The organism is Burkholderia sp. PR2 (assembly GCF_052372875.1).
Classification (GTDB): Bacteria; Pseudomonadota; Gammaproteobacteria; order Burkholderiales; family Burkholderiaceae; genus Burkholderia; species Burkholderia diffusa.
Window position 1 is genome coordinate 1,690,748 of sequence record NZ_JBQRWH010000001.1, and the last position, 13,705, is coordinate 1,704,452.

The following is a 13,705-nucleotide window of genomic DNA, read 5'->3' on the forward strand; positions in this document are numbered from 1 at the left end:
ACGTTCGAAATGAAAGTCCTCGACCTCGATGCGGTGCGCGCGTTCGTGCTGGTCGCCGATCTCGCGAGCTTCACGCGTGCCGCCGACGCGCTCGGCACCACGCAATCGGCCGTCAGCCTGAAGCTGAAACGGCTCGAAGCGCACCTCGGCAAGCCGCTGCTCGCGCGCACGCCGCGTGTCGTCAAGCTGGCCGCTGACGGCGAGAACTTCCTGCCGGCCGCCCGCGTGCTGCTCGACGCGCACGATCAGGCGCTCGGCGCGATTTCGGCCGGAACGCACCGCCTGTCGCTCGGCGTCAGCGAGCACGTTGCGGTGCCGGACCTGCCGGCCGTGCTGACGAGCCTGCACCGGCAGGATCCCGGGCTGTCGCTGGAAATGCACCTGGGCACGTCGGCGAGCCTGATCGTGCAATACGACGAAAGGCGACTCGACGCGGCGATCGTGCGGCACGAACCAGGCGAGGATCCTCCGCGCGACGACGGCACGCTGCTGTTCACCGAACCGCTCGCGTGGCTCGCCGCGCCCGACTGGACGCCGCGCGCCGGCGAGCCGCTGCCGCTCGCGGTGCTGGCCGGGCCGTGCGGCGTGCGGGCCGCCGCGCTGCGCGCGCTCGAGCATGCCGGACGGCCGTGGCGCGAGCGCTTTACGGGCGGCGGCGTCGCAGCGGTCACGGCGGCCGCCGCAGCCGGGCTCGCGGTCTGTCCGCTGGCGCGGCGCGTCGCCCCGCGCACGCTGGTCGACGTCGGCGCGAAATTCGGCTTGCCACCGCTGCCGCACTCGCAGGTCGTGCTGTATTCGCGCGTGCGCGACGCCCGCGCGGCGGCCGCACTCCGAAGGTTTTCCGACAGTCTTGCAATCTCGGCGTAAACTGATCGGTTCCGCCGTTCGCAATATTCCGAAGAATTCCGATGAAGCCCGAAGCCCGCAAGCACCTCCGTGCCAACCTGCTGATGCTCGCCGCCGCCGCGATCTGGGGCTCGGCGTTCGTCGCGCAACGGCTGAGCCTCGACGTGATCGGGCCGTTTCTGTTCACGGGGCTGCGCTTCCTGCTCGGCGCACTGGTGTTGATCCCGCTGCTGACGTTCAACGCGGGCTCGCGCGCGCAGCTCGCGGCGATTCGGCGCGAGCCGGCGCTGCTCGCGCCGGGCCTCGCGCTCGGCGGGCTGCTCGCCGTATCGATCTCGCTGCAGCAGTTCGGCCTGCAGTACACACGGGTCGCGAACGCGGGCTTCATCAGCTCGCTGTACGTCGTGATCGTGCCGCTGATGGGCGTGTTCGCGCGCCACCGGATCGGCGCCGGCACGTGGTTCGGCGCGCTGCTCGCGGCGATCGGCCTGTACTTCCTCAGCATCGACGAGCATTTCTCGGTGCTCTACGGCGACTGGTTCCAGCTCGCGGGCGCCGTGATCATCGCCGCGCACGTGATGGCCGTCGGCCATTTCGCGAAGCGGCACGATCCGCTCGTGCTCGCGTTCCTGCAGTTCGTCGCGTGCGGCGCGCTGTGCCTCGCGGCCGGCCTCGTGATCGAGCCGGTCAGCGTCGCGATGCTGCGCAGCGCGCTGCCGACGCTGCTGTACGGCGGGCTGCTGTCGGTCGGCGTCGGCTATACGCTTCAGGTCGTCGCGCAGCGCGATGCGGCGCCCGCGCACGCGGCCGTGATCTTCAGCATGGAAGGCGTGTTCGCGGCCATCGCGGGCTGGGCCGCGCTCGGCGAGACGCTGACGCTGCGCGCGCTGGTCGGCTGCGCGCTCATGCTGGCCGGCCTGCTCGCCTGCCAGCTGCTGCCGAACGGCGACGCCCGGAAAAAGGACGAGGACGCGCTGCCGGCGTGACACGCGCGGTCCCTATAATGGCGGTTCGCGTGTTTTTCATGCCAACCGCTTCCGACAGGCCAGCTCCGTGACGTCCAATTCCGTCGATCCCGCCGCCGACCTCCTGCGCGAACGCGCAGCGCACTATGCCGCCGAGGCGGCGCTGTTCCTGCGCGACCAGGCGCTGTCCACCGCATCGCACGACCTGCGCAGCCCGCTGAACGCGATGCACAGCTGGGCGTACGTGCTCGAGCGCCAGCTCGCCGGTGCCGACCCGAACCTGCAACGCGCGCTCGCTGGCATCCGCGCAGGGATCGACCAGCAGGTCGCGCTGATCGACGACGTGCTCGACGCGCCGCGCGCCGCAACGCGCACACTCGCGATCGCCGTGCAGCCGTTCGCGCTGCGCCCGCTGCTCGACGACACGCTTGCGCTGGTGCGCTTCGCGCTCGCCGACGCGCGGCGGGTGACCATCGACGCGACGCTGCCCGACGGCGAACCGTCGCTGACCGCCGATCGCGAACGCATCGCGCAGGCGTTCTGGACGATGCTGACGACGGCCGTCGAAGCCAGCGCCGCCGGTAGTCGCGTGACCCTCACATGCACGCGCGACGGCGCGCTGTGCGTCGCGCACGTCACCTGCGACGTGAACGCCGACGCCCTCGTCGATCCCGCGCTGCCGCACGCATTCGAACCGTTCGCCCGCCACGAGATGCTGCGCGCGCGCGACGCGAAGCGCGTCGCCGGGACGCTCGCGCTGTGCCAGCGTGTCGCCCTCGCGCACGGCGGCACCTTCACCCACACCCCGTTCGCCGACAACTCCGCCGCCACCCTCTCGCTCTGCGTCCCCTGCGAGGCGCAGGTGTAAGCGATCGGCAGCCCGACTCATTACACTTCACTTTCAGGCCCTATACTGATGGGCCTTTCATGACTGGAGCGATTCTTTGTTACAGATCTTCGCGCTCATCGGCGCGTTGTTCCTGGTGGCCCTGAACGGGTTTTTCGTCGCAGCCGAATTCGGCCTCGTCAAACTGCGCGCGACGCGCGTCAAGACACTTGCCCGCAAGCACGGCCTGCGCGGGCGCATCCTCGCCATCGTGCACGGCCGGCTCGACGCCTATCTGTCCGCCTGCCAGCTCGGCATCACGCTCGCGTCGCTCGGCCTCGGCTGGGTCGGCGAGCCGGCGTTTGCGGAACTGATCGGCCCGCTGCTCGACCTGATCGGCGTGCAGTCCGAACGCATCGTCCACCTGATCTCGCTCGTGTTCGCGTTTTCGCTGATCTCGTTCCTGCACATCGTGGTTGGCGAGCTCGCCCCGAAATCGATGGCGATCCGCCAGTCGGAAAAGGTCGGCCTGTGGGTCGCGCTGCCGCTCTACGCGTTCTACTGGGCGATGTATCCGGCGATCTGGGTGCTCAACAGCAGCGCGAATGCGGTGCTGAAGCTCGCGGGGCTGTCGGCCGACCACGGCGGCGATGCGCACTACTCGACCGACGAGCTGAAGCTGATCCTGCGCAGCCGCCGCAGCGCGGGCAACGCGGCTCAGCCGGCCCGCGGCACGTACTCCAACGACGAGTGGAACACGCTCGCGCATTCGCTCGATTTCTCGTCGATGACGGTATCGGACCTGATGCGGCCGGCCCATGAAATGATCGGCCTGCGCCGCGACCTGCCGCTGCCCGACAACATGGAGATCGTCGCGCGGCATCGCTTCAGCCGCTATCCGCTGTTCGAGGATGCGTCGCGCGAAGAGGTGAGCGGGCTGATCCACCTGAAGGACCTGCTGCTCGCGCGTCATGCCGGGGCTGCGCTCGAGGACCTGTCCGACTACGTGCGCCCTGTGCAGTACGTGAAGCCCGACACGCCGGCACTCGACCTGTTCCGCCGCTTCCGCAAGGGCGCGCCGCACTTCGCGCTGGTCGGCAACAAGGGCGAGAAGCCGATCGGCTTCCTGACGCTCGACAACCTGCTCGGCGCGCTGGTCGGCCAGATCCACGACGAGTTCCGCCAGGGCGATGCGGACTGGAGCCGCCTCGACGACGGCACGCTGATGGGCAAGGGTAGCCTGCCCGTCGTGTCGCTCGAGCAGGCGCTCGGCATCGACATCGACGAAGGGCGCGCGGAATCGGTCGGCGGCCTCGTAATCCAGGCGCTCAACGATTTGCCGACCGAAGGGCAGCGCGTGTCGTTCGATCGCTTCGACGTCGTCGTGAAGAAGATGAACGGGCCGCGCATCGTGCTGGTGCGCGTCTACCCGAAGATCGCGAAGGAGGCGGACGAATGACGGCCGCCGCTCGCCGCGCGCGATGAGTCCGACGTTGCCGCGCTGCTACGTGATCACGCCGGAGCCGGCGTCCGCGTCGGCCGCCGATTGCCACGCATTCCTCGACAGGCTGTCGGCCGTGCTGGCGCGCGGCGGGACGCTCGTGCAGTTGCGCGTGAAGTCGTTCGATGCAGACGCGTTCGCGCGGCTGGCCGCCGATGCGCTCGCGCGCTGCGACGCGGCCGACGCGCAACTGATGCTCAACGGGCCGATCGATGTGGCGGGCGTGATGCAGCTCGACGGCGCGGGCTGGCACCTCGACGGCGCCGCGCTGCGCGCGGTCGCGCAACGGCCGCTGCCGGCCGCGCGCCTCATGTCGGCCGCATGCCACGGGGCCGACGATCTCGTGCTGGCCGCGCGCGCGGGCGTGGATTTCGTCACGCTGTCGCCCGTATTGCCGACACTCAGCCATCCGGGGGCGCCGACGCTCGGCTGGACGCGATTCGCCGCGTTGGCCGCGCAGGCCACGATGCCGGTCTATGCGCTCGGCGGCATGACACGCGCGCATCTCGACGAAGCGCGCCGCCACGGCGCGTACGGCGTCGCGGGCATTCGCAGCTTCTGGTAAGTGCGGCCGGGTGCGCCAGCATCCGGCCGGCCGCAGGCATCATGCGCCCGGAACGGGACGCATTGCGTGCCGTGCGCTGCCGTCGATCCGGCGCACGTCGTGCGTCAGCGCGTACCGGTTGACGTCGCCCGTCAGCCATGCGACGAGCGAATACGGCGGCAACTCCCCTTCATCGACCCGGTCGCGTGCGCGTGCCGGCGTCTCGAACACGACCTGCCCGCTCGGCGCCTCGAACGGCACCGCGTCGGGTGACAGGTTCAATGCGATGGTCAGCGTCTCGTCATCGGCGAGCCGCCATGATGCAAGCAGCGCATCGGCGTCCCCGTCACCGCTCGCCTTCAGCGCATGCGCGTCCTGCGGCCGGCAATCGGACAGCCGCGGCGCAATCAGCTTCGCGCGCACCGCGAGCGCCGACTGCACGAAATGCGCACGATCGACATCGCGCGCGGTTTCGTCGAAGATCAGCGGGATCTGCGGCGTGAGCAGCGATAGCGCAAGCGCCGCGAGGTCGGGAGTTTGCTCGTGGTCACCATGCTCGCTTTCGCGCCATGCGCCGTCGGACAGCACCAGCGACGTGAGCGACAACCCTTCGGCGCCTGGACCGTCGCCCGCCGTGGCCGGCTGGAATGCCGCGCCTGCCGCGGTCAGCGCGCGAGCAAGCGTGTGGATCGACTGGTTCGGCGAAATCCCTTCGTGCACCGACACGTCGCGCCCCGTCAGCCGATGCAGCGCACGTTCTCCGCAACCGTTCAACTGCGCATCGAAATGCGTATCGGCCAGATGCACCGGATGACGCTCGCTGCCGAGCACGAGGTGGATCATTCGGTCGGCCGGCACGGCCGCGCGCACGCGATCGGCGATCTCCCGCAGCCACGACGTGCCGATCCGGTCGGCCTCGCGCAGCCGCAAGCCGTCGCAACGGTATTCGTCGATCCAGTACAGCGCGTTGTCGCAGAAGAAGTCGCAAACCTCCGGATGGTCGAGCGCGAGCGGCGGCACCTGCAGCGGATCGTCGCGCGTATGAAAGAATGGTGCCGCGTAATGACGCAGCGCGTCGGTGCCGCTGCCGAAGCGCGCGTAATCGAGCTCCAGCAGCACCGCGAGACCGTAGCCGTGCGCATCGTCGATCAGCGCCTTCAGTGCGTCGGGGCCGCCCTCCGCCGCGAGCGGCGCGAATGGCAGGCTGTCGTGCGGCGACGCGAGCACCTCCAGCGCGGTCACGCCGAGACGGGCAAGCTGAGGCAACCGGCGGCGCACGCCCTCGAAGCCGCCGACCGCGTGCGGACGAATCGCGTACAGCGCAATGCCCTCCCACGGACGTCCGCGCCAGAACGTGTTGCGCCACGTGAATGCGCGCGGATCGACGACCTCGCTCGGGCCGTTGAGCCCGTCGGGTTGCGAACGCGATGCGGGATCCGGAATCGACGTGACGTCGTCGAGCCGATAACGGTAACGCGCGCCCGCACCGCATTCGACGAACGCCTCGAACCAGTGCGGACCGGCCGCCGTCATCGGGACGAGCGTCGGGCCCATACCGGTATCGAGTTCGAGCTGAACATGCGTGCTGCCCGGTGCCCATACGCGGAAATGCGTGCGCGGCGACGTGCCGAGCGCGCCGCAGGGCTGCGCGCCGGACGGCAGGCAGTGAATGTAGTGCTGCGCATACGGATCGTGCGGACAATCTGACATCATGCGCTCCTCGTGCGTGCCGAGCGGCATGGCCGCGCGGTCGACGCGGCGCATCGGGGCCCGGCATGCGACGGCCAGGCAGGGGGGAAGAAAAGTATGCGCCGGTTTCACGGCCGCGATGCATCGACTCCTCACATTTTTTAATGCGAATCGACCCCGTCAATCGTTGCGCATGTGGCGCGCCGAGTCGGGTAGTCCGCATACCGGAATGGCCGCTCGCCTTGTTGCGCGGCCGACCCGCGCTTACGCTCCGTGCGATGCGCGTGGGCACCCCGTCCGCGCCCGAACCCGAGGAATCCGCCATGTCGCTCCCCGCCAGCGCCGCGAAGTTCGATCCGGCACGCGCGCACGAATACGCCGAACAATCCCGCATCGCGCTCGCCGGCTACGACGCGTGCCACGAGCTGGCCGCGTGCATGCTCGCATCGGCGATCGGTGTGCCGCAGGCGCGGCTCCTCGTCGTGGGAGCAGGCGGCACCGGGCAGGAAATCTGCGTACCCGCGGCCCTGGAACCCGGCTGGCAGTTCACGGCCGTCGATCCGTCCGCGCCGATGCTCGCGCTCGCGCGTGCCAACGTCGAAGCGGCGGGGTTCGCCGCACGCACGCAATTCGTCGAGGCCGGCGTCGATGCGCTGCCCGATGCGCCGGCCTTCGACGGCGCGACGCTGATCGGCGTGCTGCATCACGTCCCCGGCGACGCGGCGAAGGCCGCGCTGCTGGATGCGATCGCGCGCCGCCTGAAGCCCGGCGCACCGCTCGTGATCGCGGGCAACTATCGCCGCTATGCGGACCACCCTCGCCTGCTCGACGCGTGGCAACAGCGCTGGCGGATGAAGGGCGCGACGCCCGACGCCGTGCGTGCGCAGCTGGCGAAAATCCTGCAGGGCGCCGATCCGCCGGCTGCCGAGGAAGCCGTGTTCGCGTTGCTGCACGATGCGGGCTTCGATGCGCCGCTGCGCTTTTTCTCGAGCCTGTTCTGGGGGGCGTGGATCGCGATGCGGCGCGGCGCGTGACCACGAGAAACGGCACGAGGCGGCACGCACACGGCAATCGCGTGCTTTCTCGAAGCGATCCTCGCGCGGCCCGCCGACCGCCGCACGCTCGAGCGTGGCAGTGCGTACGAACGGCTCAAGTCACCCGCGTCAGCTCAACAACCCTGCCGCGACGTTGATCGACAGCCCGAGCACGGCCATGTTGAAGTAGAACGACAAGATGGATTGCGCGAGCACCGCGCGCCGAGCAGAACGGTTCGCGAGCGACACGTCGGCCGTCTGCGACGCGACCGCGAGCGTAAACGCGAAATACAGGAAATCCCAGTAATCGGGCTCGGGGTTGCGGTCGGGGAACCGTAGCGCGCGATCGCCGCTCGGCGAGCCGTAATAGAGCCGCGCATAGTGCAACGTGAAGATCGTCGGAATCAGGAACCATGCACCGAACAGCGTCGCGCCCGTGACCGCGTAATGGCCGAGCCCGGCGCGAAAGCCCACGTTCTTCGCGGTCGCGAGTTCGATCGCGATCGCGGCGACGCTCGCGACTGTCGCGATGCAGATGACCGTCAGCACGGTCGTCGCGCTCTCGTCCTCGCGGATCGCGATCTCGCGCACCTGGTGATGATGCGCGGTGACCATGCGCACCCACATCAGCACGAGATACAGCCAGATCGTGCAATCCCAGCCGATCAGCGCGCGCGCGGTCGGCCTCAACTGCCACGGCAGCAGCACCGCGCACAGCACGCCGGCGGCGAAGGCGGCGACCATGCGCGGCCGATTGCGTAACACCTGCGGATAAAGCGTCATCGTACGATTCCGAAAGCGGATGGAAAGGGTTCAGCCGGCGTGCGAACGGCCCGCTGCGCCGTGCCGGGCGGTACCGCCCCGATTATCGCCATTCCTGCATGACGTTGCGATGGGCGTGAGCGCCTAAGATATCGGGATGACTCCCGTCCTCTGCCATCATCCCGCGAACGCGGCCGGCCGCGACTTCGTCGTCGGCGATCTGCACGGTTGCGTGGATGTGCTGCGCGCGCTGCTGCACGACATCGGCTTCGACTCGGCTCGCGACCGGCTGTTCTCGGTCGGCGATCTCGTCGATCGCGGCCCCGCGTCCGAAACCGCGCTCGAGCTGCTCGACCGCCCGTGGTGCCACGTGGTGCGCGGCAATCACGAAGAAGTGCTGAGCCTCGTGTCGCGCGGCAAGCTGTCGCCCGACGCGTGGCGCGGAATCGGCGGCGACTGGGGCGCCGATCTTCCGCCGGAACGGCTGCACGCGCATGCGGCACGCGTCGACGCGCTGCCGCTCGTGCGCGTGATCGGCGACGGCCCCGCGCGCTTCAACGTGCTGCATGCGGAATTCTTCGGTTCGGACGCCGAACTCGACACGGGCAGCTATTCGCCCGACGTGCGCGAGCGGCTGATCTGGGGGCGCGACCTGGTGCAGGGGCTCGCCGACCCGGCCCGGCAGGCCGGCCTGTCGCTGACCTGCACCGGCCACACGCCCGTGCGCGCGCCGCAGCGCATCGGCGCGCAATGGTTCATCGACACCGGCGCGTTCGCACCGTCCGGACGCCTGACGATCGTCGAGCCGCGCACGGGCGAGACGTGGTCGCTCACCCAGGCCGACGCGCGCGCACGTCATGCGGGCGACCTGCCGCTGCCTTAAAGCCTGTTCACGCCAATGACGGGGCTTGGGGCCGGCAGCGTTCATGCCATGCCCAACGCGCTGGCTAGCCGACCTGGTTCAGTTCGAACACCGCATCGATCGCGGAACCGTTCCAGTTGTATTCGAGATACGCCGCGTGATGGCAGTCGCGCAGCAACGTCGTGCGGAACGCCGCGAGACACTCGCCGCGCGGGTCGCGCACCGACGGATAGACGATCCCCGCGCCGCCCGCATTGCGCACCGTGCGACCGAGCGCCTGCCCGGCGCTGTAGTCGAGCGGATCGAGCAGCCCCGGGCTGCGCTGCGGCCACGTGCGCACGTCGGCGACGTCGCCCTGCGCGTACACCGTGTACAGCCGCATCTGCTGGCGCATCGGCGCCTCCTTCGTCGCGGCCAGGAACAGCCCGCTGTGATAGCGCGTCTCGGCGATCGCCGTATCGCGCGACCGTCCGCAGTAGAACACGCCGTAGCTGCCGTCGGAAAAGCGGCTGCCCTGCGGATTCAGGTGCGTGAACGCGGCCATGATCGGCCCCCAACCCGGGCCGTAGCGACGCTCGGCCGGCGGCACGAGGTCGAGCGTGCCGACTTCGTTGCGAATGCGGTCGTTGGTCAGCGATTCGAGCGCATAGAGCGCGTCGAAATCCTCGGCGGCCGCCACGCGGTCGAACAGGTTGATGGCCGGAAAACGGGTGGGAATCACGCGATAGGCAGGTGCCCAGTCGACGACGGTCGTGGGCCAGTGTTGTACTTCTTCAATCGGCATCGTCACGCCCAGCCACCCCGCATCGCGTCGAGATATTGACGGACGGCAACCAGGTCGCCGACGTTGCCGGCGAGCATGCGGTCGAGCGCGCGCTTGCCGCCGAACGGTGCGGCGTCGTTGGGCCGCTTGACCCAGGTGTCGGCCGCGGCCGGCTGCGGCAGCAGGATCTGCAGCGCCTTGTAGATGCCGAGCAGCAGCGATAGCCGCTCGAGCGTATCGCGCGGCAGGCGGGCCGATTCAGGCGCGGCCTTCCACTTGAAGAACGTCGAGCGGCCGGGCGACCCGAGTAGCACGATCTGTTCGTCGATCGTCAGCTCCCAGTCGCGCGCGATGTTGAAGAACGCACGCAGGCCGGCCGCCGACATCCGCGCGACCGAGGCCTGCCGCGGGGCGGAATGCGAATCGAAGGCGGGCTGTGACATGATCGTTAGTCTCGAAACGAATTTACTAACAAGATTAGTCCATTTTCGCATTTTTGCAAGGGTCGCCCCCCACGGCGTCGGCATTCCGTCCGAAGGATCGATATTTTTTGTCCATTCTGGACTGTAATTTTATTTTCTGCGTTAATGAGCGTGCGGACAGCGCACCGGGACGCGGAGCGTCCCCCGCAGCAACCGTGTCGCCCAGAACCGGATAGACCACGCCAAGGAACCACCATGAAGAGACTGATTGCCGCCGTTTCGATCGCCCTGCTCGCGGTATCGGCAGGCCCCGCCGTCGCGAAGGACTGGACCACGCTGCGCTTCGGCACCGATGCCAGCTACGCGCCGTTCGAATCGAAGGCGCCCGACGGCAAGCTCGTCGGCTTCGACATCGACCTCGGCAACGAGATCTGCGCACGGCTGAAGGCGAAGTGCGTGTGGCTCGAGAACGATTTCGACGGGATGATCCCGGCGCTGAAGGCGAAGAAGTTCGACGCGGTGCTGTCGTCGATGTCGATCACGCCGCAGCGCGCGGAACAGATCGGCTTCACGACGAAGATCTACAACCAGCCGACGCGGCTCGTCGTGAAGAAGGGTTCGCCGCTGCTGCCGACAGCCGAATCGCTGAAGGGCAAGTCGATCGGCGTCGAACAGGGCACGACGCAGGAAGCGTATGCGAAGGCGTACTGGGCGAAGCAGGGTGCGAACGTCGTGTCGTACCAGAACCAGGACGGCGTGTATGCGGACCTGACGTCGGGCCGCCTCGACGCCGCACTGCAGGACGAGGTGCAGGCCGCGATCGGGTTCCTGAAGTCGCCGCGCGGCGCGGGCTACCAGTTCGTCGGGCCCGAACTCGTCGACGAGAAGGTGCTCGGCATCGGCGCCGGCATCGGGCTGCGCAAGGAAGACACCGACCTGAAGGCGAAGATCGATCGCGCGATCCTCGACATGGTCAAGGACGGCACGTACAAGCGGCTCGCGTCGAAGTACTTCGACTTCGACATCTACGGCGGCTGAAGCGGCGCCGCGCGCGGACGGGTGCGATACCCGTCGCGCGCGGTCTGACCGCCCCTCCCCTGCTCGCCGGACGGCGACGCCTCCCTGACGTTCGCCGTCGCGCCGGTTCATCGTCCGTATCGCGCATCCGGACGCCGCACGTCATTCGCATTGCAAACGGATCACCTGCTCTGGCGACAGCAGGCGCTCGACGTCGTCAATAAGCCAAGATCGGGCGCCGGGGAACCGGTGCCCGCGTGCACATCCCCATGCGGATCGGGTTGGCGAGCGAGAAAGCGCCGGCCCGGCGCGGATGACCGGGTATCAGCCGGATCCGCCTCGCACCGGGCGCGGAGAGGTGGCCTGTCGACGCATGCCGGCCGGCAGCAAGATGCGCGGTCGACCGGCGATGGGTCGAATCACTGCGATCGCGGCCTGCCGGCCGCTGCGTGTGGCGATCGTTCGTCATTTTTCTACCCCGTATTCGATCCGTAGCTTGTACCGGCAACCGGACACAGCCGGCGCCCCGACGATCCGTCGATGACGGCCCATGCCGTTCGGAGCAGGGCTATGCTGCCCGTCCGTCAGGTCATCCCCGTGGACTGCGTTCTTGCCGGTCCTCGCATGATTCGCTGCCGGACCGGCCGGACGCCACGTCATCGACTTTCGCACCTCAAACTCCGCAAGGAGCGGGCCAGCTTCGTTCCGGGCCGGCCGCACAAGGCTTTCATCGGACAAGCCCGCGGCCGCAACGGGCGGGGCAGGCAGGACGTTGCGAAACTGAAACATGCGGGGCGCGGGCGGGCGCGCCCGTGTGGCGGCGATGCCTTGCCGGACAAGGCGCACGGACGATCCGGAATATTTTCCCGGCACGGGCGGCACGCCGCCGCGCACGTTTGCCGGGTCGATCCGGGTGGCCGCCGGCACGAAACGTTTCACGCTCTTTACATGGCGCCGGACGCCCGCGCACGGGACGGCCGTGGACGCTTCCCGCCGTCGTTCAGCCGACTCGCTGATGGTCGGCGTCGTCGGGCGGCACGCCGTCCTTTCCGCCGTTGTTGTCGTGGTCGTTGAGCCCGTGCTCGATCATCATCCGGTAAAGCGTGACGCGCGAGATGCCGAGTTCGGCGGCGGCCTTGTTGATCCGGTGATCGTTGCGCAGCAGCGCGTTTTCGATCGCGGTGCGCTCGGCGAGCGAACGCGCCTGCTCGAGCGTCACGGGCTCCGTTTCGCCCGGGACCTCGAGCCCGAGGTCGTGCGGCGTCAGCAGCCGGCTCTCGGCCATCACGATCGCGCGGCGCACCCGGTTGATCAACTCGCGCACGTTGCCGGGCCACTCGTAGCGGCGCATCGCGTCGAGCGCGGCCGAGGTGAAGCCGCTGATCTTGCGGCCGCTGTCGGCCTTGTATTTCTGCAGCACGTAATGCGCGAGGATGTCGATGTCCTTGCCGCGCGCACGCAGCGGCGGCTCGTGAATGCGCAGCACGCAGAGCCGGTGATAGAGGTCCGCGCGAAAGCGTCCGGCTTCGACCGCGCCGTCGAGATCCACGTGCGTCGCCGAGATGATCCGCACGTCGACCGGAATCGACTCCTGGCCGCCGAGCCGCTCGATCTTCCCTTCCTGCAGGAAGCGCAGCAGGCTCGCCTGGCTTTCGATCGGCATGTCGCCGATTTCGTCGAGAAACAGCGTGCCGCCGTTCGCGGATTCGATCCGGCCTGCGCGCCGCTGGTTCGCCCCGGTGAATGCGCCGCGCTCGTAGCCGAACAGTTCCGACTGCAGCAGGTGATGCGGAATCGCGCCGCAGTTGATCGCGACGAACGGCCCCTTGCCACGCACCGAGCGCTCGTGGATCGCGAGCGCCGTCAGCTCCTTGCCGGTACCCGACTCGCCGGAGATGAACACGCTCGCGTCGGTCTTCGCGACCTTGCGGATCGTGCTGAACAGCTGCTGCATCGCTTCGCAGTTGCCGATCATCCCGTGCTCGCCGATCGACGCCGCGTACGCCGCGCCGTCGACGCGATCGAGCGCGGCCATCCCGCGCGCATGGCCGAGCACGTGCGAAATCCATTCGTACGGCAACGGCAGCGTCACGTAATCGAAACAATAGCTGCGGATGAGTTCGCGCACGGCAACGCCGATCGTGACACCGGCCTGCGCGACGGAAATCCAGCCGATCGCCGGCTGGCTCAGGCACGCTTTCAGCGCGGGATAGTCGCGCGACGTGAAGCCCGAGAAATCGACGAGCCCGGCTGCGACATTCACGCCGGACGTCATGTTCTGCGCGGCGCCGGCCGTCTTCGCGACCGAGATGTCCCAGCCGAACTCCCGCAGTTGCGCCAGCAACGGCTCGTCCGGCGAACGCATGATGACGAACAGCTTGCGCCCAGCCTCGGGAGCGGTAACGGACACGGGCGGCATCTCGGACGCCGCCGTCCCGCTTGCGTCGGGTGACCTTGCAACCATCGTTGTTCCC

At 68.7% G+C, this 13,705-nt stretch carries 14 protein-coding genes; 8 read left to right on the forward strand and 6 right to left on the reverse strand.

The window, feature by feature from the left end:
* Nucleotides 1–9: 9 nt before the first annotated feature.
* The 5 genes from ACT2FV_RS07355 to ACT2FV_RS07375 all read left to right on the forward strand — a co-directional run bounded on the left by ACT2FV_RS07355 (nt 10) and on the right by ACT2FV_RS07375 (nt 4,703).
* Entirely contained in the window at nt 10–867 is an 858-nt protein-coding gene (locus ACT2FV_RS07355; RefSeq protein WP_174919759.1) for a LysR family transcriptional regulator, read from the forward strand.
* 41 nt (nt 868–908) lie between these two features.
* Nucleotides 909–1,832: a DMT family transporter gene (locus ACT2FV_RS07360; RefSeq protein ID WP_059601682.1), complete on the forward strand. Its 924-nt coding sequence runs from the start codon at nt 909–911 to the stop codon at nt 1,830–1,832.
* A 67-nt stretch (nt 1,833–1,899) separates the two neighbouring features.
* Nucleotides 1,900–2,679 (forward strand): sensor histidine kinase, encoded by a 780-nt coding sequence (locus ACT2FV_RS07365; protein ID WP_151051374.1) that lies wholly within the window; start codon nt 1,900–1,902, stop codon nt 2,677–2,679.
* Between the two features lie 76 nt (nt 2,680–2,755).
* Nucleotides 2,756–4,096 (forward strand): hemolysin family protein, encoded by a 1,341-nt coding sequence (locus ACT2FV_RS07370; protein ID WP_059601678.1) that lies wholly within the window; start codon nt 2,756–2,758, stop codon nt 4,094–4,096.
* 22 nt (nt 4,097–4,118) lie between these two features.
* Nucleotides 4,119–4,703: a thiamine phosphate synthase gene (locus tag ACT2FV_RS07375; RefSeq protein ID WP_151051376.1), complete on the forward strand. Its 585-nt coding sequence runs from the start codon at nt 4,119–4,121 to the stop codon at nt 4,701–4,703.
* 39 nt (nt 4,704–4,742) lie between these two features.
* Here ACT2FV_RS07375 and ACT2FV_RS07380 read toward each other — a convergent pair whose 3' ends face one another.
* Nucleotides 4,743–6,392, reverse strand: a complete 1,650-nt coding sequence (locus ACT2FV_RS07380) for a DUF3459 domain-containing protein (protein WP_444503909.1) — start codon at nt 6,390–6,392, stop codon at nt 4,743–4,745.
* 302 nt (nt 6,393–6,694) lie between these two features.
* Between ACT2FV_RS07380 and ACT2FV_RS07385 the strand changes: the two genes are divergently transcribed.
* Nucleotides 6,695–7,405 (forward strand): class I SAM-dependent methyltransferase, encoded by a 711-nt coding sequence (locus ACT2FV_RS07385; RefSeq protein ID WP_124901310.1) that lies wholly within the window; start codon nt 6,695–6,697, stop codon nt 7,403–7,405.
* A 129-nt stretch (nt 7,406–7,534) separates the two neighbouring features.
* Here ACT2FV_RS07385 and ACT2FV_RS07390 read toward each other — a convergent pair whose 3' ends face one another.
* Nucleotides 7,535–8,188: a DUF1345 domain-containing protein gene (locus ACT2FV_RS07390; protein WP_059601672.1), complete on the reverse strand. Its 654-nt coding sequence runs from the start codon at nt 8,186–8,188 to the stop codon at nt 7,535–7,537.
* A 136-nt stretch (nt 8,189–8,324) separates the two neighbouring features.
* Here ACT2FV_RS07390 and ACT2FV_RS07395 point away from each other — a divergent pair, with 136 nt between their 5' ends.
* On the forward strand, nt 8,325–9,050 hold the full coding sequence (locus tag ACT2FV_RS07395; RefSeq protein ID WP_444503541.1) for a metallophosphoesterase: 726 nt from the start codon (nt 8,325–8,327) through the stop codon (nt 9,048–9,050).
* A gap of 64 nt (nt 9,051–9,114) precedes the next feature.
* Here the strand turns inward: ACT2FV_RS07395 and ACT2FV_RS07400 are convergent, their stop codons facing one another.
* Both ACT2FV_RS07400 and ACT2FV_RS07405 read right to left on the reverse strand, forming a co-directional pair.
* Nucleotides 9,115–9,813, reverse strand: a complete 699-nt coding sequence (locus ACT2FV_RS07400) for an RES family NAD+ phosphorylase (RefSeq protein WP_226114840.1) — start codon at nt 9,811–9,813, stop codon at nt 9,115–9,117.
* Nucleotides 9,814–9,815: 2 nt separating this feature from the next.
* Nucleotides 9,816–10,235 (reverse strand): MbcA/ParS/Xre antitoxin family protein, encoded by a 420-nt coding sequence (locus ACT2FV_RS07405; RefSeq protein ID WP_059601665.1) that lies wholly within the window; start codon nt 10,233–10,235, stop codon nt 9,816–9,818.
* 234 nt (nt 10,236–10,469) lie between these two features.
* On the opposite strand from ACT2FV_RS07405, the gene ACT2FV_RS07410 reads away from it, so the two are divergent.
* Nucleotides 10,470–11,252 (forward strand): ABC transporter substrate-binding protein, encoded by a 783-nt coding sequence (locus ACT2FV_RS07410; protein ID WP_059466532.1) that lies wholly within the window; start codon nt 10,470–10,472, stop codon nt 11,250–11,252.
* Between the two features lie 444 nt (nt 11,253–11,696).
* Here ACT2FV_RS07410 and ACT2FV_RS07415 read toward each other — a convergent pair whose 3' ends face one another.
* Both ACT2FV_RS07415 and ACT2FV_RS07420 read right to left on the reverse strand, forming a co-directional pair.
* Entirely contained in the window at nt 11,697–12,170 is a 474-nt protein-coding gene (locus ACT2FV_RS07415) for a hypothetical protein (RefSeq protein WP_444503542.1), read from the reverse strand.
* Nucleotides 12,171–12,231: 61 nt separating this feature from the next.
* Entirely contained in the window at nt 12,232–13,695 is a 1,464-nt protein-coding gene (locus ACT2FV_RS07420) for a sigma-54 dependent transcriptional regulator (protein ID WP_124621126.1), read from the reverse strand.
* Nucleotides 13,696–13,705 lie beyond the last annotated feature (10 nt).